Genomic DNA, 25473 nt, shown 5'->3' on the forward strand with positions numbered 1-25473 from the left:
ATGGGAGGCCGGACATGTCAGCTCCGTTGCAGGGCAAGGTCGCACTGGTCGCGGGTGCGACCCGGGGCGCAGGGCGCGGGATCGCCGTGGAACTCGGTGCGGCCGGCGCCACGGTCTACGTCACCGGCCGCACCACCCGCGCCCGCCGCTCGGAGTACGACCGCCCCGAGACCATCGAGGACACCGCCGACCTGGTCACCGCGGCGGGCGGCAACGGCATCGCCGTGCCCACCGACCACCTCGACCGGACGCAGGTCAAGGCGCTGGTGGACCGGATCGCGCAGGAGCAGGGCCGCCTCGACGTCCTGGTGAACGACATCTGGGGTGGCGAGAAGCTCTTCGAGTGGGAGACCCCCCTGTGGGAGCACGACCTCGACAACGGCCTGCGCCTGCTCAGGCTCGCCGTCGAGACGCACACCGTCACCAGCCACCACGCCCTGCCCCTGCTGCTGCGCAACCCCGGCGGTCTCGTCGTCGAGGTCACCGACGGCACCGCCGAGTACAACCGCGAGAACTACCGCGTGAACTTCTTCTACGACCTCGCCAAGGCCTCGGTGCTGCGCATGGCCTTCGCCCTCGGCCACGAACTGGGCCCGCGCGGCGCAACCGCCGTCGCCCTCACCCCCGGCTGGCTGCGTTCGGAGCTGATGCTGGACGGTTTCGGAGTACGGGAGGAGAACTGGCGCGACGCCTTGGAACGCGTCCCCCACTTCGCCATCTCCGAGACCCCGCACTACGTGGGCCGGGCCGTGGCCGCACTCGCCGCCGACGCGGACGTGGCGCGCTTCAACGGCCGGTCCCTCTCCAGCGGCGGACTCGCTCAGACGTACGGCTTCACCGACCTCGACGGCAGCCGCCCGGATGCCTGGCGTTACCTGGTGGAGGTCCAGGACGCGGGGAAGCCGGCGGACGCGACCGGCTATCGCTGACGAGGACGCCCGGAAGTCAGTTGTCAGTAAGACCCCACCTGCACGGATATGTCCCCTCCGTGCCGGTGGGGTATGTCACTGTTCCGTCCCAGCACGCCCGACCGCACAACCGGAACCGCCCCTCGTCCGTCTAGCTGGCAGACATCACAGACCCGTTTTCGCGAAAGGGCATGACCAGCCATGGGGGACGTACGCAGACGGAGCGCCGTCGCACTGGGGATCACCGGTCTGGTGGCACCGCTCACGCTCGCACTGGGCGCCGCACCGGCCCAGGCCGCGAGCTGCACCACACAGGCCGGCCCGTACCAGAAGCAGGTCGAGAAGTTCCTCGGCCGTCCGGTCGACGGCAAGCAGTCCGCCGCCGACTGCAAGGCCATCCAGGCCTTCCAGACCAAGCACGGCATCACGCCGAACATCGGCTACGCCGGATCCGTCACCTGGGGCGTGATGGACCTGATGCAGAAGCAGAAGGCCGTCGGGTCGAACCCCAACAAGGACGGCAAGTGCCCGGTGAACAAGGGCCGCATCGCCTGTGTGAACCTGACGCTCCAGCTGAGCTGGATCCAGGACGGCAAGAAGCTCGTCTACGGACCCGTCCCGGTCCGCACCGGCCGTAACGGCGACGAGACCCGCACCGGCCTGAAGAAGATCTACTGGCGCAACATCGACCACGTCTCGTCCATCTACGACGTGCCGATGCCCTACGCCCAGTTCTTCGACGGAGGCCAGGCCTTCCACCAGGCGAACGTCAGCATGTGGAACCCGCCCGGCTCACGCGGCTGCGTCAACATGACCAAGACCGACGCCAAGAAGTACTGGTCGCTGCTGAAGAAGGGCGACGACGTCTTCGTGTACGGCCGCAAGCCGGGCACCTGATCACAGGCACCCGGCTCGAACCTCGCGTCCCCTACTGGGGCGCGTCCCCGAAGTCCGGGATCTCCAGCCTGACCCCGCCCTGCCGTGCCGACTCGTGCGCGATGATGCCCGGCAGGGTGTAACGGGCCGCCACCCAGGCGTTCACCGAGGGCAGCGTGCGGTCGTTGACCGCGGTCACGAAGTCGTCCACCAGGAAGTGGTGGCTGCCCTCGTGGCCGTTGTGGAGGTGGTCGAACTCCCTCGGCAGCCGCGCCCGGTCGTGCACGGGCGCCGACCCGGAGGTGAAAGCGGCCCGCAGCTCCGGCGCGATGTGCTGCAGCGAGGGGTCGTCGGGCGCCATGGTGGGCTTGGGCTCCAGCAGTTCGCTGATGTCCTTCACCCCCTGCTTGTCCTGCCACAGGGCGACCGTGGCGAGCTGCTCCATGCTCGCCTCGGTGCCGAAGAAGCGGAAGCGTGATTCCCGTATGTGCGAGGGGTAACCGACCCGCCGGAACTCGTTCGTACGGAACGAGCCGCCGCCCGCCACCTCGAACAGCGCGGTGGCGTTGGAGACGTCGTTGCCGAACTGGCTGACGTCCTTGTCGAAGACGCCGTCGCCCCGGTCGTCGACCACACCGATCGCCGACACGCTCACGGCGTGCGTCCTCCAGGCGCCCAGCACACCGCCGACCGCGTGCGTCGGGTACAGCAGCGGGGGATAGCTGGCGGTCGCCTTCCAGTTCTCGCCGCCGCTGTACTGGTAGGCCTCGTAGAACCCGAGATCCATGTCGTGGACGTAGTCGCCCTCGGCGTAGAACAGCCGCCCGAAGGCGCCCTCGGCGATCTGGTTGCGGGCGTGGACCGTGGCCGGGTTGTACTCGCTGGTCTCGCCCATCATGTAGGTCAGCCCCGTGGCCTTGACCGCGTCGATGATCGCCGCGATCTCCTCCGTGCTGATCGCCATGGGCACAGCCGAGTACACGTGCTTGCCGGCGTTGAGGCCCTGGAGCACCAGCGGCCCGTGCGTCCAGCGCTGGGTGAAGATCGCGACGGCGTCGACGTCCTCCGACTCCAGCATGGCCTGGTACGAGGGGAAGGTACCGGCGAGCCCCTGGGCGGCGGCGAGCTGTTCGGCCCGCTCCGGCAGCAGGTCGGTGACGTAGACGTCGCTGACGCCGGGGTGGGCCTGGAACAGCGTGGCGAACTGGCCGGAGAACTGGCCGGCGCCGACGATGCCGAGGGAGAACGTCATGGAGCGCGTGCCCTTCACTGGGAGAGGATGAGGTTGATCTGGTCGTTGGTCTGATCGAGGCTGCTCACGGGCTTGCCGTTGCCGTAGATGTCCTCCATGGCAGGGGCCATGAGCGCCGTCATGTCCGCCGAGTAGCTGGCGATCGGGTAGGAGAAGGTCCGGGAGTGCTTCTTGTCGGCCACGGGTTCGGTGAACGCCGAGACGTCGATGCCCTTCTCCCGGTACGCGGCGACGGCCGCCTCCGTCCCGGCCCGGGTGGCGGGGAAGACCACGCCGGACTTGCCGACGACGGTCTGGCACCGGTCCGAGGCCAGGTAGGCCACCCACTTGCGGGCGCCCGCCTTGTTCTTGGAGGCCTTGGTGATCGAGTCGGCGAGGCCGTTCATCATCGTGGCGCGCTTGCCGGTCGGGCCGACCGGCGTCAGGGCGGTCTTGATGTCCTTGCCCTTGAAGCCGGCGTAGGTGGAGATCATCCAGGCCCCGTCGAACGCGGTGGCCGCCTTGCCCGCCGCCACCTGGGTGTTCGCCTGGTTGGACTGGACGTTGTAGTCGGACAGCGGTGGCATGTAGCCCTTCTTCGCCAGGCCGAAGTACCACTGGACGACGGACTGGAAGGTCTTGCTGTCGTACTGGTACTTCGTGCCCCAGCGCGGCTTGTCGAGGTAGTTCCACCCGGCTGAGGCGGCGAAGTTGCTCCACTGGGTCTGGCCGTCGCCGAAGCCGCCGCCGTTGCTGGCCATGCCGTAGACCTCGACGTTGTCCTTGTCGAAGCCCGGCTCGTCGCCCCGCTTGCCGTTCCTGTCCACGGTGAGGTGGGCGATGGCCTTCTCGAAGGTGCCGCCGTCCCGCGGGTTCCAGGAGAGGCCGTTCAGCTGCTCGGCAGTGAGCCCGGCCGCCCGGGTCATCTTGGAGTTGTAGAACAGCGCTACGGTGTCCCAGTCCTTCGGGGCGCCGTAGCGGTGGCCGTCCTGGCCGATCCAGTTGGCGGCGAGGCCCGGCTGGTAGTCGGAGTCCTTGATGCCGAGGTCGTCGAGCGGTTCGAGGACCTTCAGGTCGGCGAACTGGCCGAAGTTCTGGATGTGGTCGGTGAACACGTCCGGCTGGGTGCCCGCGATGAACCCGGCGGTGAGCTTGGTCCAGTAGTCGCTCCAGCCCAACTGGGTTATTTTCACGTTCAGTCCGGGGTTCTCCTTCTCGAACCCCTTGGCGCAGGCCTGGTAGGCGGGCAGCTGGTTGGCGTCCCACAGCCAGTACGTGACGGTGTTCGCGGACGATCCGGCGGCACCTCCCTGCGCGCATCCGCTGACCAGGGACAGCGCCAGCGCTCCGGTCACCGCGGCGAGCGGACGAAGTCGAATTCGCATCACAGTCCCCTTACTTGATCCCGGTGAAGCCGATGGAGCTGACGATGCGGCGGGCGAAGCAGGCGAACAGCACCAGCATCGGCAGCGCGGCGATCAGCGTCGCGGCCATGAGCCCGGACCAGTCGACGCCGGTCGCCGGGGTCTGCGCCCGGAAGACCGCGAGCGCCACGGTGAGCACGCGCGAGCTGTCGCTGTAGGAGACCATCAGCGGCCAGAAGTAGTCGTTCCAGGAGGTGATGTACGTCAGCACGGCCAGCGTGATGATCGGCGTGGACGCCATGGGCAGCACCACCCGGAAGAAAATCTTGATCTTCCCGGCGCCGTCGAGCAGCGCGGCCTCCTCGACCTCCTTGGGGATGTTCATGAAGAACTGGCGCAGGAAGAACACCGCGAACGGCGTCATGAACATCGTGGGGAGCGCGATGCCGAGGAGCGTGTCGATCAGGTGCAGCTGCTTGATGAGTACGAAGTTCGGCAGCAGCGTGAAGATGGCCGGCACCATCATCCCGGCCAGGAAAAGCCCGAACACCTTGTCCCGGCCCCGCCAGCGCAGCCGGGAGAAGGCGTACGCGGCCATCGCGGAGAAGAAGATCTGGCATCCGGTGATCAGGGTGGACACCAGCACGGAGTTGAGCAGGTAGCGCCAGAAGTCCAGCCCGCCGCCCGCGCCGCCCTGTGCGACGGCCTCCTCGGCCGACTGCAGGCCGAGCGCCCGTTCGAAGCCGCTGGTGGTGAGGTCCACCGGCAGGGGGTTGGTGGGGTCGGCGCTCAGCCCCGCGTTGGTGGACAGCGCGGTGCGCAGGATCCAGTAGAACGGCAGCAGGGTGATGAGGACGATCAGTCCCATCACGGTCCAGGCGGCGGCCCTCCCGAAGGGGAACCTGCGCCGCACCGGCCGCAGGGTCGTCGGTGGCGTTGTCGTCACGGCAGTCATGGCGGTGTCTCCCTTCCGTCAGCCGAGGTCGGTCCGGCCGGCCCGGGTGAGCCGGTACTGCAGGACGGTGATCGCGCTCAGCACGACGAGCAGGGCGACGGACATGGCCGAGGCATAGCCGAACTGGAAGCGGCCGAAGGCGGAGCCGTAGATGTAGTACTGCAGGACGTTGGTCGCGTTCGCCGGACCGCCGGCGGTGGTCACGGCGACCGTGTCGAACACCTGGAACGACCCGATCACCGTCATGATCAGCACGACAGCGAGCACCGGCCGCAGCAGCGGCATGGTGATCCGCCAGAACATCCGCCACTCGCTCGCGCCGTCCACCCGGGCCGCCTCGTACATGTCGTTCGGGATCGCCTGGAGACCCGCGAAGAGCAGCAGGGCGGTGTACCCGACGTGCCGCCACACGTTGATGAGCGCGATCGTCGGGATCGCCCAGGTCTCGTCGGCGAGGAAGGGGATGCGGTCCACCCCGAGACCGCTGATGATCTCGTTGCCGATGCCGAGCTGGGTGTCGAGGATCCACAGCCAGACCAGACCCGCGACGACGTTCGACATCAGATACGGCGTCAGCACGATCCCGCGCAGCATCGCCGACTGCGTCAGCCGCTGGAGCAGGACGGCGATGGCGAGCGCCGCGACCGTCTGGACGCCGATGTTGATGACGACGTACTCGACGGTGACCCACAAGGAGTCCCAGAAGATGGGGTCGTTGACCATGCGGACGTAGTTGTCCAGACCCACCCACTCCGCGGGCGTCAGCAGGTTGAAGCGGGTGAAGCTCAGATAGATGCCCCGCAGCGTCGGCCAGAGCAGGAACACCAGGAAACCGAGCAGCGCCGGCGCGATGAAGACCGCGGCCAGCCGACCGTCCCCCCGGTCCTCGCCGGACACCCCCCGGCGCGGCCCGGTCCTGCTGCGGGCCTCCGCCGCCTCGCCCGAGGGCAGACGCGACGGAGGACTGCTGGAGGCGATGGTCATCGGGAGACTCCCTCGCTGCGGCGGCTCGTTCTGGCGGGACTTACTTTTGGTGCGAAACAATTGCTGCGTCAAGGGCCCTGCAAACATCTTTTCTCAGGAACCGACATCTGCTTAGAGTGGTCATGTTGGTTTCAGTGCGAAAAAAACGGGTGAGGGGAGTCGGACCTTTCATGACCGAAGGAACCTCCGGCTGGCTGCCGCTGAGCCCGGGCGAGCGCTCCGTGGCGATCGAGGTACTGGTCCACGGTCCGCTGTCGCGCTCGGAACTCGCCCGCAGGCTGGGCCTGTCGGCAGGCAGCCTCACCCGTCTGACCAAACCGCTGATCGAGTCGGGTCTGCTGGTCGAGGTGCCCGAGGCGGGGACGCCCGCGGAGGCGCGCCAGGGCCGCCCCTCGCAGCCGCTGGACGTCGTCGCCGAGTCGGGCTTCTTCCTCGGTTTCAAGATCACCGAGGATGCGGTCTACGGCGTCGTCACCACCCTCCGAAGTCACATCGTGGCCCGCCACGACCGCGTGCTCACCACCCACGACCCCGCCGAAGTCGCCGATGTGCTGGCCGCGATGACCGCCGAACTGGCCACGGGTCACCCTCGCCTCGCCGGGATCGGCATCGGGGTCGGCGGCTTCGTCCAGGACCGCGCGGTGGTCGGCGAATCCCCGTTCCTGCTGTGGCGGGACGTCCCCCTGGCCGAATTGGTCGAGGAGCGTACCGGCCTGCCGGTGATCGTCGAGAACGATGTCGCGGCCCTGGTCGAGGCGGAGACCTGGTTCGGCGCCGGGCGCGGACTGGACCGCTTCGTCGTTCTGACCATCGGCGCCGGCCTCGGCTACGGGCTGGTCCTGGGCGGCAAGCGGGTGCCCTTCGCCGAGGAGGACCGTGGCTTCGGGAAGCACTGGATCATCGACTCCCACGGGCCGCTCACCCCGGACGGCAGGCGCGGAAGTGCCGTCTCGCTGCTGACCATCCCCAGCATCCGCTATCAGATCCGGGCCGCCACCGGCGAGGACCGCACCTACGAGGAGATCCTCGCCCGCGCTGCCGCCGGGGACCCGATGCCCGCCCGGGTCGTCGGCGAGGCGGCGCGAGCCCTGGGCACACTCGTCGCGCAGATCTCCAACTTCGTGATGCCGCAGAAGATCCTGCTCGCGGGGGAGGGGGTCGGGCTGATGGACGTGGCAGGCGAGACGGTCGAAAAGACGGTTCATGAGCTCAGGCACCCGCTCGCCGCGCCGGTCGGCCTGGAGACGAAGGTGTCCGACTTCCACGACTGGGCCCGCGGTGCGGCCGTGTTGGCCATCAAGGTGCTGGTGCTGGGGTCGGCCGAAGCGTGAACGACGGCGAACCTCCCGCAGCCGAAAGGTACTCACAGGCGGTTGATGTGAACAGCCTCACGTTTACCGGGAGATGGACGTGATCAGTAACACTGTCCGAAATGACCGTTTAGCTCGTGATTACTCACATCGCCTTCACGTCCGGCGACGTATGCTTCACAGCATGTCCACCACTGTTGAAACCTCATCCGAGCGATCGGCTGACGAGGTCAACGAGGAGATCCGTGCGCTGTGGCGCCGGTCGGGCGGGACACTGAGCGTCGAGCAGCGCGAGGAATACCAGCGGCTCGTCCTGGAGTGGGCCGCCGCGGCCCCGAACTAGGCGCCCGCGGCCCGCCCCTCGTTCCGGCCCGTCAGCGCATCGGACCCTCGTCGAAGGGCACCCCTGATCCAATGGGTGCCCTTCCGGCACTGTCCTCGGCCGTCGTCTACGGCATCGTCGTCCCCCAAGCTCTCGGCTGCGCTCGAGCAGGGTGCTGCCCCCACCGCCGGCGGTCTGCTGTCCCGGCGGGTGCACCACACCGCCGTCGCCTTCCTCGGAGCCGGTGCGGCCCTCTCGCCGTCGCCGTGGCCGGTGCGGGGGTCGCGACCGTGCTGCTCACGCTGGGCTGACGAGGACACCCGGCGACGGCCCGCCGCCGACGGCGTCATCCCCAAGTCGCCGAATAATACTGCCGGTACGCCTTGCGGTCCTGTTCCGCGCGGATCCAGCGGGTCGCCACCAGGGCGACGAGGCTGCCCGCGATGACGAGCATGCCGGGGCCGACGTTGCGAGGGTCGGTGAGGCGGCTCAGCAGGGTCGACACGTCCGTGCCCGTGATCGGCGCCGACGTACCCGGCGAGGCCGCGCCCTGCGACGCCGACGGGGCGGGTGCGGCGCCCGTGCCGCCGGCCGACTTGGCCACGATCAGCTTGACGCCCAGGTCGGTCAGCGCCTTCGTCACCGGCTGGAAGAAGGTCGTACCGCCCGCCTTGCAGTCCCCGCTGCCGCCCGACGTCAGCCCGAGCGCGATGCCGTCGGCGAACATCGGGCCTCCGCTGTCACCGGGTTCGGCGCACACGTTCGTCTCGATGAGGCCGCTGACCGTGCCCTCGGGGTAGTTGACCGTGGCGTTGAGCGCGGTCACCTCTCCCTCACGCAGTCCGCTGGTGCTGCCGCTGCGGAAGACCTTCTGCCCGACCTCCGCATCGGCGACGCCCGTGATCCGCACACCCTTGCCGTCACCGATCGCCACCACGTCCGCGCCCTTGCCCGCGCGGCCGGCGTCGTACTTCACCAGGGAATAGTCGTCGCCGGGAAAGCTCCCCTTGAGCGAGGTGCCGACCTGCTGCCGGCCCCGGTCGTCGGCGAACCAGACGGAGCCGTCGGGACCGCAGTGCCCCGCCGTGAGGATGAAGTCGCTCTCCCCGTCGGTCACGTTGAACCCCGCAGAACAGCGCCCGGCCGTCGACAGGATGGGCTGCGCGCCGTTGAGTCGCGTCGTGAACGTGCCCTCGGTGCGCTCCATGCGCACGAAGGAGCCGATGCCCTCGGCGACCTCGGTCATCCGGGACCAGGCCGAGGCGGAGACGGTGCTGTCGCCCCGCACCACCACCTGGTTGTTCTTGTAGTCCAGGGCCCACGAGGTGCCGGAGACCCGGGGGGCCGAACGCAGTGTGGCCGCGGCGGACTTGAGGTCACTCATGCTGTGGCCGACCATCTTGGCCCGCGCCCCGGCGCGCTCCACCTCGGCGGCCGCCTTCTCGTCCGTCACCGCGACGACCGGCCGCCCGGACGAGTCGATCCAGCTGCCCGCCGTGCGCGCGTTGCCGAGCCGGGACACGAGGTCGGTGCCCTCACCGGTCGCAGGGGGTGCGGTGAAAGGGACACCGATGACCGGAGCCGATGGCTCGCTCGCCACGGCGTTGGTGACCATGGCTCCTCCGAGGAGGAGTCCGCCGACGGCCGCCAGCCGTGTCACTCGCCGGACGACCCGTCGTCGTGCGTGCCTCATGCATGGCTCCCGAACCCGAACATCACGCTGCGAACACCGCGGGGCCCTCCTTGAGTTGAGTGCCCCTCATCCATACGGGGCGCAGCCCCGCCGCGTTCAGCGCACCGGTGATCTCTTCGGGCCTCACCCGGCGACCGGGTCCGCGAGCAGCGCCCCGCTGCGGGCGTCGCCCCACACCGAGCCCGGATCGACGTAGGGCCGCAGCAGGGCCGTGAGCGCCGGATCCCCGCGGCCGTTCAGCTCGTCGGAGGCGATCTTGCGGGCGATGCCGGCGAGGAAGTCCGCCACCTGCACCCGTGCGTCGTCACGGGCCACGACGAGCCGCAGCCCGGCCAGGCCGGTCCCGGCCTGCCGGGCGGCCCCCTCGATCCACGCGATGCGGTCGGGCGTCAGCATGTTCTGCCGGTCGTGCACGAGGTGGACGGGCCGGCCGTCGCGGCTCCAGAGGGCGGCCGTGCGCACGATCGCCGGGAGCAGCGGGTTGAGCAGCGGGATCAGCGGCGGCCCGGCCAGAAGACCGTCCCGGTAGGCAACCGCCCGGTGCCGGGTCGCGGCCAGGCGCTCCAGGACGCTCGCCGCGTCCGTCCGCGGCCGCTCCCGGAGCAGGGTGTCGACGGTGCCGTAGAAGGTGTCCACCGGGTCCCCGTCCTGACGGACCCGCAGCAGCCGGTTGGCCGCCTGGAGGAACGTCCGCCAGCCGGCCTCCCCGAAGGCCGGGCGCCCCGCGCGGAACAGAGCGGCCGCCTCGACCGCCTCGTCCAGCAGCAGGCCTAGGGTCCGGTCCACCACGAAGAACGTCTTCTCCATCAGGTGCACCCGCGCCCGCCCGTGGATCGGCCCCCGCGACGCGAGCAGCCACTCCAGCACCGCGCGGTGCTTCTCCCGCAGCAGGTGGTTCGCCTTGTACTCCTCGGCCGGTGACCTGATGCGGTCCCGGATCTCCCGCACCGTCGCCGCGGCCGCCGCCTCGGACAGCGAGACACCGGCGTGCGCGAAGACGTCGGTGTTCCCGCCGGTGAGGTTCTCACCGTCCGACCCCGACTCGTCGCAGGCGATCTCCAGCAACGGGTGCACCGCCCCCCGATGGCCGTCCGCACGATTCCCGCTCACCGCACCGCCCCCTATCGTGTGCCCATGAGCAGGATCCCGCACGATTCGTCCGGTGAACCCGATCCCCTGCAGCACCTCACCCTCGACCGCCTCCGGCGGCGCACCAGCGTGAAGTGGCGCAGCTACCCGGAAGACGTGCTGCCGCTGTGGGTGGCCGAGATGGACGTGCCGCTCGCGGAGCCCGTCGTGCGCGCCGTCACCGACGCGCTCCACCTCGGCGACACCGGGTACCCGGCCGGCACCGCCTACGCGGAGGCCCTGGCCGCCTTCGCCGGGAAGCGGTGGGGCTGGGACGGGCTCGCCGTGGAGCGCACCGCGCTCGTGCCGGACGTCATGCTGGGTGTCGTCGAGATGCTCCGACTGGTCACCGCACCCGGTGACACCGTGGTCGTGAACCCGCCGGTGTACCCGCCGTTCTACCAGTTCGTGGAGCACATGGACCGGCGGGTGGCCGAGGCCCCGCTCGGGGCGGACGGGCGGCTGGACTTCGGCGTCCTGGAGGAGACCTTCCGGCGGGCCGTGACCGACCGGCGACGGGCCGCCCATCTGCTGTGCAGCCCCCACAACCCGACCGGCACCGTGCACACGGCCGCGGAGCTGTCCGCCGTCGCGGCTCTCGCCGAGCGGTACGGCGTGCGTGTCGTCGCCGACGAGATCCACTCCCCGCTGGTGCTCGGCGGCGCCGGGTTCGTGCCCTATCTCAGTGTGCCGGGCGCCGAGCGCGGCCTGTCGCTGATGTCCGCCTCGAAGGGCTGGCACCTGGCCGGGCTCAAGGCCGCCCTCGCGATCGCCGGGCCCGGGGCCGCCGCCGATCTGGAGCGGATGCCCGAGGAGGTGGGGCACGGGGCCGGCCACGTCGCCGTCATCGCCCACACCGCCGCCCTGCGCGACGGCCTGACCTGGCTGGACGCCCTGCTGGCCGGGCTCGACGCCAAACGGCGGCTGCTCGCGGACCTGCTGGCCGAGCACCTGCCGGCGATCCGTTACCGGCCGGGCGATGCCACCTACCTGGCCTGGCTCGACTGCCGTGCCCTCGGGCTCGGCGACGACCCGGCCGATGTCTTCCTGCGCCGCGGCAGGGTCGCCCTCAGCTCCGGCCTGCCCTTCGGCACGGGTGGCACCGGCCATGCCCGGCTCAACCTGGCGACGTCGGACGAGGTGCTCACCCAGGCGGTGCGGGCCATGGCGGCGGCGCTCCACTGAGGCCCGGAGCGTGCTCGTACACTGCCCGCCATGGACGACACGACGCTGGACGCGCTCGGCGCGGGAAAGTACCTGCTGCTCACCAGCCACCGCAGGAACGGCACGCCCGTCGCCACCCCGGTCTGGGTGGTGCGCGACGGTGCGGCACTCGGCGTGTGGACGGCCGCCGGCTCCTGGAAGGTGAAGCGGATCCGTAACCGCGCCGACGTACTCGTCGGCCCCTGCGACCTGCGCGGCAACCCCACCGGCGACCAGGTGCCCGCGACGGCGGAGATCTGCGACCCCGCCACCACCGCCCGCTACCGGCGGCTGATCGCCCGCAAGTACGGCCTGACGGGCCGGCTCACCCTGCTCGGCAGCCGGTTGCGCCGGGGCGTGGACGGCACGGTGGGCATCCGCATCGCTCTTTGATGAGGAGGCGTCAGCTCCACGCCCGGTAGGGCTCGTCCAGGAGCTGGAAGACCGGCTCGCCCCGAACCGGGTCCTTGGCCGTGGACAGCCGTACCCGGTCGCCGCTGTGGATACCGATCGGCGGGCCCATCACCCGGCCGCGCACCACGAAACCCTCGGCCATCTCGATCAGCGAGACGTTGCGCGCCGCGGGGGTGTTGCGGTGCACCACGGTGGAGTGGCGCACCGTGCCCGTGCCCTCGGCCCGCTCCGTGCGCAGCTCGCTGCCCCGGCAGACCGGACAGAGCAAGCGGTGGTACATGGCGGTGCCGCACCAGGTGCAGCGCTGGTAGAGGATGGCCTCGGAGTCCTGGCCCCTCGGGCCGAGCAGACCCGTCGCGGAGCCGGCTGCCTGCTGAGTGACGCTTCCTGAGTGGTACACGCTGGTCAACTCCCTGCACTCGGCCGGAATCCGCGTACGCGATCACTCGCGCACACGGGTGCGCGGCTCGCCGTGCCACCGTGCACGCAGCACAGAGTATGGCACTCAGTGCCACTCGTAAAGGCACTCCGTACCCTCAATCTGGGGTGGCTCAGCCGCGCCCCAGCGTCGTCTCGATCTCCTGCACGACCCGCCACAGCGGCGCCCCGCGCCGCGACACGACGACCACCACGTCCTCCGGCTGCTCCACGGCGGGCGGCACCGGCACGCCGCCGAACGCCGACTGCACATAGGTCAGCGCGCGGTCGACCGCTGCGCTCGCCTCGCCCTGGCCGTCCGAACGCAGCCAGGAACGCAGCGCGTTGTTGTGCGCCGCGACCACCGCCGCCGCGATCACGTCGGCCTGCAGGGTGCCGTCCCGGCAGGTGGCGAAACGCCGGCGCAGGTACGCGGCGAGGGCCCGCTCGTAGCGCCACACCACCGACAGTTCGTAGGCGCGCAACCCCGGGACCTGCTTGGTGAGGCGGTAGCGCTGCACGGAGAACGTCGGGTTCTCGGCGTACATGCGCAGCACGAGCCGGGCCGCGTCGCAGACCCGTCCCACGGGTTCGTCGTCGTCGGAGCCATCCGCCAGGAAGGCCGTCATGTCGGCCAGGCAGCGCTCGTGGTCGGGGAAGACCACGTCTTCCTTGGAGGGGAAGTAGCGGAAGAACGAGCGCCGGCCGACTCCGGCGAGGGCGACGATGTCGTCGACGGTGGTCTGCTCGTACCCCCGCTCCAGGAACAGATGGAAGGCCGCCGCCACCAAGGCATCCCGCATGGGCCGCTTCCCGGTGCCCGCCTCGGCTTTCTCGGAGCTCATGAACGCGAACGTAGCACCCGGAAGGGAGATGGCACTCGGTGCACTCGCAGGGAGGTACTGAGTGCACTGTCCGCCGGACGTGACCGGCCGCTGAACCCCGGGCGCGACGGCCGCGTATCCAACGTCGGACGCCTCGAAGGCGGGCGCCCCCGGCCCGGACGAAGGAGAGCAACGTGTCGACACCGTCCGAGCCCAGGCCGCCGCAGGACGGCCCGGCCCTCGAACCCATCCGCGTCCTGCGGCCCCGCCGCACCGACGCGCTCGCCGAACTGATGCGGGAGTTCCGGCAGGAGACCGGTCAGGAACCCGGCGGCCACCATTCCGTCACGCTGCCCGGGCCGCCAGCCGGCTCCGAGGCCCGGACCGAGGAACTCCCGCCCGTGGCCCGCGAGCTGCGCCGGCCCGCGGACGCCGTACCCCCGGGAGCCGGGCTGCGCCGTGCCGCCGTCGCGGTGGCCGTCCTCGCGGCCGCGGTCATCGGCTTCGGCGGTGCGCTCCTGCTCCGCGGCGAACACCCCGACGACCACGCGGCGCCCGCGCCGCCGCGGTCCGCCCCCTCCGCCCCCGACCCCACACCCACACCGCCCCCCGCATCGCCCGCCCCGCCCGCCGCCGCGCCCGTGGACCCGGACGGCGCCGGCACCCTGCGCGAGGGAGCGTCCGGTCCCGAGGTGACCGAACTCCAGCAACGCCTCCTGCGCATCCCGGACGTCTACCGGGACGGCTCCACCAGCGGACGCTACGACCCCACCCTCACCGCGGCGGTCGCCCGCTTCCAGCTCTGGTACGGCATCCGCGGCGACGAGACCGGCGTCTACGGCAACGACACCCGGGCAGCCCTGGAGTCCCGCACCCCGGCGGGCACGAGCTGATGTGTGACCATGGCCGGCATGGACGAGTTCATCGACCGGCTGAACCCCGAGATGTACGTGGTCACGGCCGCCGCAGGGGGTGAACGAGCGGGCTGCCTGGTCGGGTTCGCCTCGCAGTGCTCGCTGCGGCCCGTGCGGTTCGTCGTGTGGCTGTCCGAGCTCAACCACACCTTCCGGGTGGCCCGGAACGCGGACGTTCTCGCCGTGCACCTGGTCGGCCGCGAACAGCACGGCCTCGCCGAACTGTTCGGCGGACACACCGGCGACCGGACCGACAAATTCAGGGACGTGCCCGTGCGGGAGGCGTACGGCGGGGCCCTGGTCCTCACGGACGCGCCGGCCTGGTTCGTCGGCCGGATCGTGACGCGCACGGGCGGCGGCGACCACATCGGCTTCGTCCTCGACCCGGTCGAGTGGGGCGGCCGCCGGGAGGACGGCGGGCCGCTGCTGCGCCTGTCCGACGCCGTCACCATCGACCCGGGCCACCCGGTCGACTGACGACGCTCCCCGGCAATCGAAAGCCGGGCAACGGCTGGGGCAAGCAGCGGAACGGCGAGTCCACGCGGCCGCACCCTGGCCCCGGGCGACGCACGAGGCGCCCGAACCGCCGCGAACCGAAGGCCATGCCCATGAACGGCTCCCGCATCCCCGGCCTGGTGCTGCCCACCCTGTTCCTGCCGGCCCTGCTCGCGGGCCTGTGGTGGTACTGGCGTCACCGCGGGGACTCGCGAGGCGGCGTGCCCTACCGGTCCTCAGGCCCCGGGACCCGGACGTCCACCACGCACACGTCGTCCCGCCGCACATCGGGCAGCATCCGCGCGAGCAACGGCCCCAGCGACCCGGGCCCGTCGCCGTGCGGAGCGGCCACCGCCTCGGCGAGCTGCTCCAGCCCCCGGTCGATGCTGTCCGGAGGGTGCTCGACCAGGCCGTCGGTGTACAGGATGAGCCGGTCGCCCGGGTCGAGGCGGCACTCCGCCTCCTGGTAGACCGGCCTGGCGGCCGCCCCGAGCAGCATGCCGCCGGGGCGGGGCAGATACCGCGCCCGCCCGTCTCGCAGCAGCAGCGGCGGGGGATGCCCCGCCTGGGCCCAGACCAGGCGCCGGCGGCGGGGCTCGTAGCGGGCGAGCACCATCGTGGCGGTGGTGTGGGAGTCACGTGAGTGCAGCAGCAGCGTGTTCAGCCGGGCGAGCGCCCCCGTCAGGGACGAGCCCGTGATGACCATGCCCTTCGCGGTGAACCGGAGCTGGGCCATCGTGGCCACGGCGTCGACCCCGTGCCCGGCGACGTCGCCGACCACCAGCAGCGCGTCCCCGTCGGGCAGTTCGATCGCACTGAACCAGTCACCGCCCACGTGCACACCCGACTGGGCCGGCAGATAGGCGACCTCGACGCGCAACCCGGCCAGGTGCACCGGCCGGTTGGACATGGGCAGCAGCGCGTGCTGAAGCCGCGAGGCAAGGGTCCGCTCGGCCTGGAGCACGTCGTGCTGCGTCAGGATCGCCCGCTCGCTCTCGACCAGGGCCAGCTCCGCACGCCGCCGGGCGGTCATGTCCTGTACGAAGCCGTGCACCTCCACGGGTGTGCCGTACCGGTCGGGCACCGCTTCCGCCACCAGGCGCAGATGGCGGATCCCGCCGCTCGTGCGGATCCGGAACGGCACGTCGAACGGCCGCCCGTCGTGGACGAGTTCCCCGACCGCGCGCGTCAGCGCCGGCGTGTCCTCGGGCAGGGCGAGCTCCGGCACCTCGGGCAGGGGCACCGGACCGTGCGCGGGATCCCGCCCGACGAGCGAGAACACCTGGGTCGACCAGGACGCCTCCTGCGTGGCCAGGTTCCAGTTCGCCCAGCCGAGACTGCCCAGCCGTTGCAGGTCCGCCAGGCGCTGTTCCTGCCGGTCGGAGGAGCCGTGCCGGATCCACGAGACGACGAGGGCGTCGCCCAGCGGCGCCACCCGTGCCCGGTAGACGGACAGCTCGGCGACGCCCGCCACGACCTCCTCGTGCGCGAACGGCTCGCCCTCGTACGCCGTCCCGGTGGCCAGCACGTGCAGACAGCCCTGCCACAGCGGCTCGGCCGCCAGGGCCGGGCGCAGTTCCAGCAGGCGCCGCCCGGCCGGTTCCTCACCGGTCCGGCCCAGCAGATCGCCCACCTGGGTGGTCGCGGCCTCCACCCGGAAGTCCTCTGTCTCACCCGTCGCGGACCGCAGTGGCGTGAGCAGCATCGCCGCCACCGGCAGCGCCTCGAACAGCGCCTGCACCGCGTCCGTGGCGGCGTCGGCGTCGCGCTCGGGCGGGATCTCGAAGGCGCGCAGCCGGCCGGCGCACAGACCGGTGACGCCCCGCAGGTGGGTGCGGTCGCGTGGGGTGAAGGCCCCGGCACGGCCGCGCAGCACACCGATGCAGACCTCGGCGGAGCCCGCGGCGAGCACGGGCAGCCAGGCCCGCGAGCGCCACCGGTCGGGAGGGTCCCCGATGAGCAGGTACCGCCGCTCGTCCGCGGCGAAGTCCTCCAGCCAGCGCGGCTCGCCCGCCTGCAGCGCGTCCAGCGCCGCCATTCCGCTCAGCGGCGGCACCTGGCACCACTGGGCCGCCAGTTTGTCGTCGATCCCCGCGTGCCCGATCAGCCCCAGGCCACCGTCGGGCCTGCGGGCGTAGATCAGGACCGCGTCCGCCGACATGTCGGGGCCGAGATGCTCCAGCAGGCACCGGGCGAGGTCGTGCGGCGTCATCACCCGAACGAGGGCTTGGCCGAGACGGGCCAGGGCGGCGGCGACGTCGTCCGGTACCCCCGGCTCCTGCGGGGCACCGGCCCGGCCGGGCGCCTCGATGCCGTAGGACTCGCTCGCCCTGCCCGGGCCGGACGGCATCGGCGTGAGTGTGCCGAGGGTGATCCAGCACTCTTCCAGCAGGGTGCGGCGGGCGGACTTGGCCCGCTGGAGCAGCTGCTCACCCGCCGCGTCCGCGGAACAGCCGGTCAGCGCCATCACCGCGCCCTTGGCCCGCTCCACGACAGCGGAGACGGCCGCCTGGTCGCGCAGCCGGTCCATCTCGGCGCGCTGCCGGGCGACGATCTTGGCCAGTTCGACCAGGTCCGGTGCGGCACCGGACTGCGCCGGCGTCACGGGCTCGCTCGTCACGCGTTGAGCATTGCACACCTGGCCCGATCCGCAGACCGGCTTGCGCGCAGGGACAGCTTGTGCGCCTCCGTGGCCCCTTCGGTCACACAGGTCTCAGGGGACACCGGTCAGTGGCCGTCGCGCGGGTACAGCCACAGCCGCAGCAGCCGGCTGAGCCGCGGCATCACCAGGTACGTCAGAAGGGGCAGCAGCACCAGCGGGAAGACGGCGGCCCGCAGGGGCAGCGGCCAGCCGGTGGTGTGAGGTGTCACCAGCCACTGGATGAGCAGGGTGAAGGGGTAGGCGCCGAGGAAGGTGGTGAGGACCATCTTCCACCGGGGCGGGGCCTGCACCGTGGTGCCCGGCAGGCTGAACCACGTCTCCATCCCGCTCGTCGACTGGCGTTCGCTGCTGACCTCGGTGGCGACGTCCTGGATCCGCCGGTGCCAGCGCGCACGCTCCTCGGACTCCAGCCAGGCGGCGAGCCGGTGCTGATCGGACCAGCGCAGCACCGCGTGGTAGCGGTGGCCGTCCTCGGGGGTCAGCCACGAGACGCCCTCGTTGCCGGGGAACTGTCTCGCGCAGCGGGTGATGCCGTGCGTCCACTCCTCGAACCGCTCTTCGCGGCCGGGGCGCACCTGCCAGGTCAGGACCGTGGTCACGGGCTCGCCGCGCCGGGCTTTCGTGGTGCTCATTCCTCCACGTGTGCCACGCACGGCGCCCGTCATGCCCGGTGGCTCAGGGCTGGCGGTTCGCCTCGACCAGGGCCTGGGTGACCGCACGGACGCTGCGCGCGATGTGCTGGAGCTGCATGACCTCGGCCGCGTACAGCTTGATCGTGTGCTCGATGACCCCCTCGTGCAGGCCCAGTCCGGGCAGGTCCGCGCGGGCGGTCTGCAGGGCGGTGCGGGCGACCCGGATCTCGTTCTGGACCTGGATGTGGGCGTGCCGGGCGAGGAGAACGGGGTGGCGGATGAACACGGGGTAGCCGGCGTAGCGCGTGGGCACCAGTTCGCGCAGCCATTTGGCCGCCGAGCGCTCCCAGTCGTAGCTCCCGGGCGTCTTGACCTGGCAGGGCCAGTCGGGGCTGATGCGCGTGGTCGTCAGTTGCATGATCATCGCTTCCGGGTGTGCGGCGTCGTAAGGGTGGACGACGGGTCGGGGCGGCCCCGGCCTAGGGGATGACCGGGGCCGCCACGGACACCCGGGACCCGGAGTGGGTAGGACCCGGCTCCACGGGTGCGGAACGGATCCGGAAACCGGCCGGGTCGCGATCCGTGAGCAGTATTTATATATGCCATCCGGTTTGCAAGGAGCATGAAAACATTCATGCGCGCTTTGTTGTGGATGGTCTTCTTGTGGGAGCCACCGGGCGCCGTCAGTCCCTGAGGAAGAACTGGTGCTGGTCGGCCACCTGCTCGTACTCCTCAAGACGCGCCTGCGTCCGCTCCGGATCCGCGTCGGTCATGGCCTGCAGCAGTGCCGAGCACATCACGCCCGGGGCCGCATAGGAGTCGAACACCAGCCGCGACCCCGTCCCGATGGCGAAGACGACGTCGGCCTCGTCCGCGAGCGGTCCCAGTGCCAGATCGGTGATCAGCGCGACCTTGAGCCCGGCGCCCCGCGCGACCCGCACGGCCGTCAGGGTCTCCTGGGCGTGCCGCGGCATGGAGAACGCCAGCACCCAGGTCCCACCCGCCTCACGCGACTGCAGCAGCGCGTCGTAGGCGACGCTCCCGCCCCGCGTGACGAGGCGTACGTCCGGATGGATCCGGCGGGCGGCGTAGGCGAAGTACTCCGCGAGCGAGACGGAGATGCGCAGTCCGAGGATCGTCAGGGGGGCCGACGAGGAGAGCTTGCGGCCGACGTCGATGACCACGTTCGGGTCGGCGAGGTCCCGCCGCAGGTTCTCGAGGTTCTCGATCTCGGCGTCGACGGCCGCCTGCAGTTCGTTGCCCCGCATCTCCTCACCCGGGCCGCCCGCGAGGGTGCCCAGCGCGATCGACTGCAGTTTCTCCCGCAGGGCCGGGTAACCGCTGAAGCCGACCGCCGAGGCGAACCGCGTCACCGAGGGCTGGCTCACGCCGACCCGGTCCGCGAGATCCGTGATCGACAGGAACGCCGCCTCGGTGATGTGCTCGATCAGGTACTGCGCGATGCGCCGCTGTCCCGGGGACAGCCGGGGACGGTCGAAGAGCGCCCTGAGCTGGGCGGACGGGGAGACCTCCGCTTCGGGGGCGGCTTTCCCCGAAGTGATCGCGGATGCCTGTGCGCGTGCCTGCTGCGGCGATGGCACCGGTGCGCCTCCTTCGTCTCCCACGGACGTTCAACATAGCTCACGCGCAGGGTGACCAGGGCTTCTCCGGGCGGCATGAGCTGCCCGGCAGGGGGTTACCCGTACGCCGGGCGGGAACCCGCCGCCGCACAGACCCGAAGAGAGGAGCCCCCGTCATGACCGTCCCCGAGGAGAACCGGCCGAAGACGGAGACCACCGACGAACTGCTGGAACAGCACGACGAGAACCGCACGCGCCCGCCGGGCGCCACCGGCCGCACGATGCGCGAGGCCCTGGAGGAGGCCGAGGTGCGCCCCGACGACTTCGACGACCGCTAGGGGCACCCCCCGACACCCGGCCAACCGACGACGCATCCGGCAGGAGAGACGGCATGGGCGCGCTGAGTGCGCTGGAACAGACCCTGGAGAACCGCTGGGACGCGCTGTGGGCGCGGCTCCTCGACAAGGAACCGGTCGAGGTGCTCGACGCCCTTCGGCGCGAGTGCGACGACAACGCCGTCGTGTGCCGTGAGGGCCGCGTCATGGTCCCCAACGCCTACGACGTGGAACTTCCCGACGACGTGCACGACCACCTGACCCGCACCGGCACCGACGTGGGCCAGGCACTGACCGACAGCCTGTCCCGCCACGCGGAACGCCGCGGCTACGAGTTCGCCGGCCCGCTGGCGGTCCATGTGGCGAAGTGCCCCGACGTGCCCAACGGCCGCTACCGGGTGGCGAGCAGGGTCATGCAGCACGTGAGCGCGGACGGATTCTTCTACGCGGCCCACTGACGTGCGGGCCACGGCACTCAGCGGCGGTACAGCGTGATCGAGTGCCCGACATCGTCGACGGGGCGGCTGCCGCCGATCAACTCGGCCAGCCGCCCCGTGGCCTTCGCGGCAGCCGAGTCGGACACGGCGAGCAACCCCCGCACTTCACGGAGCGGCACCCGCCGGGGATCCGACGCCTCGATGCCGTAGGCGGACGGCACCCCACCGCCCTTGTACACGAGCCACACCCGCTCACCCGGATACCGCTCCCGCAACCGGTCCGCGAGCCGCCCGAGATCCTGCCCCCAGTCCACGTTCGAGTCGTGCAAGTACTCCCGGGTCCGGCCCGGCCCGCCGAACGCCTCGTTGGAGTAGGGGAGATAGAAGGGGTACGTCCGTACCGAACTCACCGCGGCGAACGCGATCAGCACCGCCACCCCCACGGACACCCACCGCCGCCGCGCCACCAGCACGCACCCCGCCGCCACCGCGAGGAACAGGGGCAGGAACACGGCGTACCGGGTCCCGAAGTCCCGCGCTCCCTGCATGGCGGCCGCCAGCAGCACCAGCGGACCGGCCAGCACATAAGGGGCGGCAGGCCGCAGCCGCCGGACCCCGGCGACGGCCGCGGCACCCCCGGCCCACAGCACGAGCATCCCCAGCGGCGTCTTCACCAGCAGCGCCGCCGGCAGGTAGTACCAGAGCGAGCCGTCGTACAGCCGCCCGAACAGAAACCCCCGCCAGGGCCGGTTCTCCAGCCCGAACTGCAGGCGCATCCCGTCCCGGTAGGCCTCCGGGAACGGCATCATCTCCACCAGCAGCCCCCGCAGCCCGCGCACCACCGGCACATGCTGCTCCGCAACCCAGCGCAGCCGCGGATCCACCATCAGATACGTGACCCACACGACGGCGACCGCGGCCAGGGCCACACCGGAGGCCGCGAGGACGGCCCGGCGCCGGCCGGCTCCGGAAGCCCGCCGCACGGACACCGCGGCCAGCACCGCCACCACCGGCACGGCGGGCAGCGTGCTCATCTTCGTGGCCAGGGCCGCGCCGAGCGCGACCCCGGCGAGCGGCACGTACAGCCGGGGCCTCCGGCGCGCCCGCCACACCAGCCACGCCGACGTCAGCGTGAACCCGGCGGCCGGTACGTCGAGGGTGGCGAGCGAGCCGTGGGCGATGACGTCGGGGGAGAAGCAGTACAGCGCGAGCGCGGCCGACCCCGCCGCCCGCCCGGCCAGTTCACGGGCGAAGGCGAACACCACCAGGCCGAACGACAGGGTCAGCGCGATCATCGGGAGGCGGGCCCACAGCATCAGCCGCCAGGGGTCGTTGCCCGACCCGTACAGCAGATGCCGGCCCCACTGCCCCTGGTCACCCGCGAAGCCGGGGTCGACGTGCGGATCCGCGAGGGCGACCCCCGCACCGAGGACCAGCTTGCCGAGCGGCGGATGCTCGGGGTTGTGCCGCAGCCGGTGCTCGTGCACGTACTCCGCGGCCGCGCCCACGTACACCGGTTCGTCGATGGTCGGGGTCTGCTGCACGGCGGTCGTGACCATCGCGAAGGCCATCTGGGCGAGCAGCAGGACCACGAGGAGGGTCACCGGCCACCGTCGGCGCGGCCTGCGGGCGGTGCCGGCCGGTGCCGGGGGCGACAGCGACACGGGCCGCGGAACGGCGGGAGCGATCCAGAGGTCCCTCATGGACCCACTCTGCATCAGCCCCCGCCGAAGAAGGCGTTACCGCCTCACGAGTCGCACCGACAGACCGTCAGCCGTGTACACCGGCACGGCCCGCAGCGTCGTCGAGTCCAGCGTGACACGGTCGAACCGGCCGCGCAGCTGCGAAGCCGACAGGACGGCAACGGTCGTCCCCGCGGCCGGCGGCCGCTCGGCGTCGAGCCGCAGGGACAGCACACTGCCCCGGCCCAGCAGGATTCGCCGGCTCACCGTCAGGGCCGGGCCGTGGTTCCCGCGCAACGGCAGCTCCAGCGTCGACTCGCCCTCCTGGACGTACGAGCCGCGCACCCGCGCGACCCGGCCCGCGCGGAGTGTGCCGCCCGTGACGTGCACGTCGCCCTGGCCGAGGGCGCCCGGTGAGGCGGCGACCAGGGTGCCGGCCTCGACGGCGGTACCGCCTCGGTAGCAGTTGCGGCCCGTCAGGGTGAGCGAGCCCGAACCGCGCTTGGTCAGACCGCCCTCGCCCTCGATGTCGTTGCGCCAGCTGTCGGCCGCGTGGAAGCCCCCGGCCGCCGCGTCCAGGGTCACGGTGACGTCCCGTTCGAAGGCGCCGTACCCGTCCGCCGCGGCGAACAGGTTCAGCCTGCCCCACTGTTCGAAGCCGTCCAGCAGGACGTACCCCGACGGCAGCGCGGTCGTCCGCAGCACGTCACGCCGCTGGTCTGCGGTCAGGTAGGGCAGCCGCGTCTCCAGCAGCACCTCCGCGCCCTTCGGCACCGTGAGCGGGTCCTCGCGGCCGCGGCGGGGCAGTATGTACGTCAGCCGGGGCCGGACCGAGCGGGCGTTGGCGTCCCGGTCGGCGTAGGGGTCGGTGCCGGTGTCCGCGGAGTGCGCGTACGCGTACAGGGTGTCGGCCGTCGTGCCGGTCTTCTGCGTGAAGTAGGCCAGGGCCTGGGCGCGGGCCGCCGCCTTCACCCCGGAGTTGGCCGGGTCCGCCAGCGTGGCGGCGGCCAGTGCGGTGGCCATGATCCGGCCCCCGACCACGTCGACGGGGGAGTGCATGCCCGAGACGATCCGGGTGTCGGCGAGTTCCAGGGCGCGCGTCACCAGCTCCTGGAAACGCTCCGGAACCGCGTACGCGTAGGCCAGCGAGGCCAGGTGCACGGCGTTGGTGTGGCCGCTGGGGAAACCGCCGTCCTCGGCCGGCTTGTCGCTGCGCTGGCGCAGCAGCTGCGGGGCGACGACGACCTTCGACTCGTACACCGGGAAGCCGAACTCGTCCTTCCTGCCGGTGTCGACGACCTCGCTGTCCTCGTTCATCCGCCACGGCCGCGGGTACAGATAGGCGAACTTGGCCGGGTTGCTGGAGGCCCAGTTGCCGCGCAGGGTGTCCACCAGCCGGGCCACTTGGCCGAGTTCGGAGTCGTACGAGCCGGCGCCCAGCGCGGAGCCCGCCGGGGCGCCGGCGGGCACGGCGTCGTCGATCTTGGCCGGCGGTGTGCCGTCCGGGGCGCCGGTGATCGACGTGACGGCCTTGGCCCCCGTCTTGTACAGGGCGGCGAGCGGGCCGAGGCCGTCGATCATCGAGTAGCTCTGGTGCTGGCGGTCGATGACGAAGGCCTTCTTCGCCTCCGCGTCGGTGCGCTCGGCGGTGATCCGCTCGCAGTAGCGCACGTTGGCGCGCAGTATCTCCGGCATGAGGGGGGCGCCGGTGTTCCAGGCGCCGCCGGTCTTCCATACCTGGGCGAAGCCTCCCAGGGCCCGGACGACCGCGTTGGTCTCGGGGGTCTGGTTCGCCGAGACGTTGGTCTTGTAGTCGTCGACGAACGCGGCGGGGGCGGTGGCTGCCTTGGCGTCCGCGGCGCCCAGCCACCCGACGAAGGCCGGCGCGGCGACCAGCGCGGCCGAGCCGCCCAGGGAGGTTCTGAGGAAACCCCTCCGGTTCAGGGTGGGGGAGTGGTGCCCGGCGGATGACGGCATGGGTGTGCCTCTCTTCGGTTCTGCGGCCCTGCGGCCGGGTGCGATCGTGCGATCTTGCCCGATGCGACGGGGAGTTGGGTGTCCCGTGCGTCGGGTGGTGCCTGGAAGCGAAGAACTACGGCCGGGGCGTGTCCCGTCGGCGAGGGTGCTGCGGCCGGGACATGTCCCGCGGGTGAACGAGGAGGACACCCGCGCCCCGGCGCGTCACAGCAGCGAGCGTGCCAGTGCCACCGCGCCCTCGACCGGCGGCTCGCGCAGCGGCCTGGTGCGGGCCGCGGGCACGGTGTCGGCGAGGGCCGCGGTGAGGGCGTCGTAGAGCGCGGGCTGGGACAGCACGGTGCCGCCCGCGACCACCACGTCGTCGACGACGGCCCCGCGCGCGGCGAGACGGGCGACGAGCGCGGCGAGGGAGCGTCCCGCCTCGGCGATCACGGCACGGGCGAGCGTCGAGCCCGCCTCGGCGGCCGTGAAGACGACGGGAGCGTGCCTGCCCCACTCGGCGGAGACGTCGGCGGCGCTCTCCAGGGCCGCGCCCAGCGCCGGTACCTCAGGGACGCCCAGCGAGGCCACGAGACCCAGCGCCAGCTCGTCGGGTTCCTCGCCCCGGTCGTGCGCCGCCCAGACGGCACGGGCCGCCTCCCGGACGAGACCGGCGGCGCCGCCCTCGTCGCCGAGCACGGCCCCCCAGCCGCCCACCTGGACAGCGGTGCCGTCGGGCAGCCGCCCCACGGCGACGGACCCGGTACCGGCGACCAGGCCGACGCCCTTGGCCAGACCGGCGGCGGGAACGAGGAGCTCCGCGTCGCCCACGACCAGCACGGGCACGCCGAAGGCACGCTCCAGACCGTCGCGGATCCGCGCGCACTGGCGGGGCGTCTCACAGGCGTGCGCGCCCACGGCGAGAGCCGAGGGCCGGGCACCGGCCGGCAAGGTCTCGCGGACCAGGCCGGTCAGCCGGCCGACCGCGGCCGCGGGGTCGTGCGGCCGCCAGCCGGCACTCGAACGGACGTGATCGACGACGCGGTGGTCCCCCGCGTAGGCGCGGAGGTGCGTCTTGGTGCCGCCCACGTCGATGCCGAACACGAGAGGGCTCGCGGGGGTGGAGTCCTGCACGGATCCTCTTTCGTCGG

At 71.7% G+C, this 25473-nt stretch carries 25 protein-coding genes; 10 read left to right on the forward strand and 15 right to left on the reverse strand.

All coding sequences use genetic code 11. The features are described 5' to 3' along the window. The first annotated feature begins 14 nt into the window (after positions 1 to 14). Both AB0F04_RS19870 and AB0F04_RS19875 read left to right on the forward strand, forming a co-directional pair. A complete protein-coding gene (locus AB0F04_RS19870) occupies positions 15 to 929 on the forward strand; it encodes an SDR family oxidoreductase (protein ID WP_362043227.1) in 915 nt (304 codons plus the stop codon). A gap of 180 nt (positions 930 to 1109) precedes the next feature. Next, entirely contained in the window at positions 1110 to 1805 is a 696-nt protein-coding gene (locus AB0F04_RS19875) for a L,D-transpeptidase (RefSeq protein ID WP_362043228.1), read from the forward strand. Positions 1806 to 1836: 31 nt separating this feature from the next. Here the strand turns inward: AB0F04_RS19875 and AB0F04_RS19880 are convergent, their stop codons facing one another. From AB0F04_RS19880 to AB0F04_RS19895, 4 genes are read right to left on the reverse strand one after another with little or no spacing between them, the layout of a single operon-like run. Next, on the reverse strand, positions 1837 to 3036 hold the full coding sequence (locus AB0F04_RS19880) for a Gfo/Idh/MocA family oxidoreductase (RefSeq protein WP_362043524.1): 1200 nt from the start codon (positions 3034 to 3036) through the stop codon (positions 1837 to 1839). A gap of 14 nt (positions 3037 to 3050) precedes the next feature. Next, entirely contained in the window at positions 3051 to 4400 is a 1350-nt protein-coding gene (locus AB0F04_RS19885) for a sugar ABC transporter substrate-binding protein (protein ID WP_362043230.1), read from the reverse strand. Between the two features lie 10 nt (positions 4401 to 4410). After that, positions 4411 to 5334, reverse strand: coding sequence for a carbohydrate ABC transporter permease (locus tag AB0F04_RS19890; protein WP_362043232.1), 924 nt, complete (start codon positions 5332 to 5334; stop codon positions 4411 to 4413). An 18-nt stretch (positions 5335 to 5352) separates the two neighbouring features. Beyond that, complete coding sequence (locus AB0F04_RS19895) at positions 5353 to 6318, reverse strand: sugar ABC transporter permease (RefSeq protein ID WP_362043234.1); 966 nt, start codon at positions 6316 to 6318, stop codon at positions 5353 to 5355. Positions 6319 to 6488: 170 nt separating this feature from the next. Here AB0F04_RS19895 and AB0F04_RS19900 point away from each other — a divergent pair, with 170 nt between their 5' ends. Both AB0F04_RS19900 and AB0F04_RS19905 read left to right on the forward strand, forming a co-directional pair. Next, positions 6489 to 7649 carry an ROK family transcriptional regulator gene (locus AB0F04_RS19900; protein ID WP_362043236.1) on the forward strand — a complete coding sequence of 387 codons (1161 nt, stop codon included), beginning with the start codon at positions 6489 to 6491 and terminating at the stop codon, positions 7647 to 7649. Positions 7650 to 7812: 163 nt separating this feature from the next. Beyond that, a complete protein-coding gene (locus AB0F04_RS19905) occupies positions 7813 to 7971 on the forward strand; it encodes a hypothetical protein (RefSeq protein WP_199825719.1) in 159 nt (52 codons plus the stop codon). Between the two features lie 325 nt (positions 7972 to 8296). On the opposite strand, the gene AB0F04_RS19910 is transcribed toward AB0F04_RS19905, so the two are convergent. Both AB0F04_RS19910 and AB0F04_RS19915 read right to left on the reverse strand, forming a co-directional pair. Further along, the gene (locus AB0F04_RS19910) at positions 8297 to 9643 is read right to left on the reverse strand and encodes a S1 family peptidase (protein WP_362043238.1); all 1347 of its coding nucleotides are present in this window, start codon (positions 9641 to 9643) and stop codon (positions 8297 to 8299) included. 123 nt (positions 9644 to 9766) lie between these two features. Next, the gene (locus tag AB0F04_RS19915; RefSeq protein WP_362043240.1) at positions 9767 to 10753 is read right to left on the reverse strand and encodes a hypothetical protein; all 987 of its coding nucleotides are present in this window, start codon (positions 10751 to 10753) and stop codon (positions 9767 to 9769) included. 24 nt (positions 10754 to 10777) lie between these two features. Here AB0F04_RS19915 and AB0F04_RS19920 point away from each other — a divergent pair, with 24 nt between their 5' ends. Next, on the forward strand, positions 10778 to 11956 hold the full coding sequence (locus AB0F04_RS19920) for an aminotransferase class I/II-fold pyridoxal phosphate-dependent enzyme (protein ID WP_362043242.1): 1179 nt from the start codon (positions 10778 to 10780) through the stop codon (positions 11954 to 11956). A gap of 30 nt (positions 11957 to 11986) precedes the next feature. Then, entirely contained in the window at positions 11987 to 12367 is a 381-nt protein-coding gene (locus AB0F04_RS19925) for a PPOX class F420-dependent oxidoreductase (RefSeq protein ID WP_362043244.1), read from the forward strand. Positions 12368 to 12377: 10 nt separating this feature from the next. Here AB0F04_RS19925 and AB0F04_RS19930 read toward each other — a convergent pair whose 3' ends face one another. After that, the gene (locus AB0F04_RS19930; protein ID WP_362043246.1) at positions 12378 to 12788 is read right to left on the reverse strand and encodes a zinc ribbon domain-containing protein; all 411 of its coding nucleotides are present in this window, start codon (positions 12786 to 12788) and stop codon (positions 12378 to 12380) included. 151 nt (positions 12789 to 12939) lie between these two features. Next, complete coding sequence (locus AB0F04_RS19935; RefSeq protein WP_362043525.1) at positions 12940 to 13608, reverse strand: TetR family transcriptional regulator; 669 nt, start codon at positions 13606 to 13608, stop codon at positions 12940 to 12942. 215 nt (positions 13609 to 13823) lie between these two features. Between AB0F04_RS19935 and AB0F04_RS19940 the strand changes: the two genes are divergently transcribed. After that, positions 13824 to 14522 (forward strand): peptidoglycan-binding domain-containing protein, encoded by a 699-nt coding sequence (locus AB0F04_RS19940; RefSeq protein ID WP_362043247.1) that lies wholly within the window; start codon positions 13824 to 13826, stop codon positions 14520 to 14522. A 9-nt stretch (positions 14523 to 14531) separates the two neighbouring features. Next, complete coding sequence (locus AB0F04_RS19945) at positions 14532 to 15020, forward strand: flavin reductase family protein (protein ID WP_362043249.1); 489 nt, start codon at positions 14532 to 14534, stop codon at positions 15018 to 15020. Between the two features lie 244 nt (positions 15021 to 15264). On the opposite strand, the gene AB0F04_RS19950 is transcribed toward AB0F04_RS19945, so the two are convergent. From AB0F04_RS19950 to AB0F04_RS19965, 4 genes are all read right to left on the reverse strand, one after another. Continuing rightward, entirely contained in the window at positions 15265 to 17568 is a 2304-nt protein-coding gene (locus tag AB0F04_RS19950) for a SpoIIE family protein phosphatase (RefSeq protein ID WP_362043526.1), read from the reverse strand. 197 nt (positions 17569 to 17765) lie between these two features. Then, positions 17766 to 18332 carry an antibiotic biosynthesis monooxygenase gene (locus tag AB0F04_RS19955; protein ID WP_362043251.1) on the reverse strand — a complete coding sequence of 189 codons (567 nt, stop codon included), beginning with the start codon at positions 18330 to 18332 and terminating at the stop codon, positions 17766 to 17768. A gap of 43 nt (positions 18333 to 18375) precedes the next feature. Next, complete coding sequence (locus AB0F04_RS19960) at positions 18376 to 18756, reverse strand: hypothetical protein (RefSeq protein WP_170321006.1); 381 nt, start codon at positions 18754 to 18756, stop codon at positions 18376 to 18378. Positions 18757 to 19015: 259 nt separating this feature from the next. After that, on the reverse strand, positions 19016 to 19933 hold the full coding sequence (locus AB0F04_RS19965; protein WP_362043253.1) for a MurR/RpiR family transcriptional regulator: 918 nt from the start codon (positions 19931 to 19933) through the stop codon (positions 19016 to 19018). Between the two features lie 155 nt (positions 19934 to 20088). Between AB0F04_RS19965 and AB0F04_RS19970 the strand changes: the two genes are divergently transcribed. Continuing rightward, positions 20089 to 20250: a hypothetical protein gene (locus AB0F04_RS19970; protein WP_344455851.1), complete on the forward strand. Its 162-nt coding sequence runs from the start codon at positions 20089 to 20091 to the stop codon at positions 20248 to 20250. 53 nt (positions 20251 to 20303) lie between these two features. Next, a complete protein-coding gene (locus AB0F04_RS19975; RefSeq protein WP_362043254.1) occupies positions 20304 to 20705 on the forward strand; it encodes a DUF3662 domain-containing protein in 402 nt (133 codons plus the stop codon). Positions 20706 to 20722: 17 nt separating this feature from the next. On the opposite strand, the gene AB0F04_RS19980 is transcribed toward AB0F04_RS19975, so the two are convergent. The 3 genes from AB0F04_RS19980 to AB0F04_RS19990 form a co-directional block, all read right to left on the reverse strand. Next, on the reverse strand, positions 20723 to 22255 hold the full coding sequence (locus AB0F04_RS19980) for a phospholipid carrier-dependent glycosyltransferase (protein ID WP_362043527.1): 1533 nt from the start codon (positions 22253 to 22255) through the stop codon (positions 20723 to 20725). A 168-nt stretch (positions 22256 to 22423) separates the two neighbouring features. Further along, complete coding sequence (locus AB0F04_RS19985; protein ID WP_362043256.1) at positions 22424 to 24343, reverse strand: phosphatase PAP2 family protein; 1920 nt, start codon at positions 24341 to 24343, stop codon at positions 22424 to 22426. A gap of 204 nt (positions 24344 to 24547) precedes the next feature. Then, positions 24548 to 25456: a BadF/BadG/BcrA/BcrD ATPase family protein gene (locus AB0F04_RS19990; protein ID WP_362043257.1), complete on the reverse strand. Its 909-nt coding sequence runs from the start codon at positions 25454 to 25456 to the stop codon at positions 24548 to 24550. Positions 25457 to 25473 lie beyond the last annotated feature (17 nt).

Source organism: Streptomyces sp. NPDC029041 (genome assembly GCF_040637515.1).
In the GTDB taxonomy this organism is placed as follows: domain Bacteria; phylum Actinomycetota; class Actinomycetes; order Streptomycetales; family Streptomycetaceae; genus Streptomyces.